General features: G+C 74.7%; 2 protein-coding genes. Both read right to left on the bottom strand.

Annotated elements, in window-relative coordinates; genetic code table 11:
- Positions 1 to 273 (bottom strand): triphosphoribosyl-dephospho-CoA synthase (locus AC27IQ_RS25495; protein WP_487091295.1); only part of this gene is annotated, 273 nt, incomplete at its 3' end.
- The gene (gene mdcG, locus AC27IQ_RS25500; protein WP_487091296.1) at positions 270 to 971 is read right to left on the bottom strand and encodes a malonate decarboxylase holo-[acyl-carrier-protein] synthase; all 702 of its coding nucleotides are present in this window, start codon (positions 969 to 971) and stop codon (positions 270 to 272) included. The genes mdcG and AC27IQ_RS25495, both read right to left, overlap by 4 nt.
- Between the last annotated feature and the right edge of the window lie 88 nt (positions 972 to 1,059).

Genomic DNA, 1,059 nt, shown 5'->3' on the forward strand with positions numbered 1-1,059 from the left:
GATGCCGCAGCGCTCCAGCGCCGGGAACCCTTCGCCGGCATGGCCCAGCGCGGCGATGCGCACGAAATAGACGCGCAGCGCGAACAGGCTGCGCATGAAGGTGCGGGCATCCATGTCGGTGTGGCTGCCGTTGTCAGTAAGGGTCACCAGCCCGGGCTTGGGCGACAAGGCCAGTTCGTCGTAGAGCGACAGCGTGGCGGCGCGGCCGATGGCCTGCGGGGCCGGGTCCGGGCGCGGGTCGCTCGCAGACCGGCGCCGTGCGTTGGCGGTCATGGCAGCGGCTCCTCTGCAGCCGGTTCCTCTGCCGGTTCCGTGGCCGGCCAGAAGGGGGCTTGCGCCAGCGCGGCGCCAGCCAGGCGCTTGACCATCACGGCTTTGCCGCGGCCTGCACGCCAAGCGCTCCACTCGCGCCAGGCCACGGCGGCGCCATTGGCGAACAGCAGTTCCCCGTCGAGCCGGGGCTGCGCCTTCGGGAAGGCGTGCAGGCAGGCGGCGGCGGCATCGGCCTGCGCGGGGCTGGCCACGCCGATGCACAGGTCGGCATCGGAGCCGCTGCGCAGGTGGTCCAGCCCGGTGATGAGCTGCCAGCCGTGGCTGCCGTAGATGCGGGCGGCCACGCCGCAGGCCTGCAGCGCCTCGCACAGGCGGCCCCAGGCGGCCTTCGATCCGGTCGGCATCAGCGGCTGGGCCAGCAAGGCCGGGGGAAAGGCATCGAAGTAGAGGATGTCTTCGCGCGCCACGAGCAGCGCCAGGCGGCGCCGTGCCCAGCGGCCGGGGGCCGGCCGGCCCAGCGCGATGCTGCCGTCCGGGCCGGGCGGCTGGGTGGTCACCACGAGCGGAAGGCGCCGCGCGGCCCAGTGATCGAGGCATTCGCGGGCCTCGCCGTCCCAGGGCAGGGCGAGCTGGCGCTGCCAGCCGGCATCGGACAGGCAGGCGAGCTGGTGGCGCTGCAAGGGCAGGGCGGTGGCCATGGGCGCGGGTGCGTGAATGGGCGAGTCTGGTGCGCTCAGGCCGCGTCCAGCACGCGCTGCGCCACGGCGGCGGCGAGCTGGCGGCCGC

The sequence above is a fragment of the Acidovorax sp. KPB24-07 genome (assembly GCF_057543315.1).

What these genes read in the sequence shown, in the direction of transcription:
- mdcG (WP_487091296.1), bottom strand. Translation starts at nt 971, where the DNA reads ATGGCCACCGCCCTGCCCTTGCAGCGCCACCAGCTCGCCTGCCTGTCC.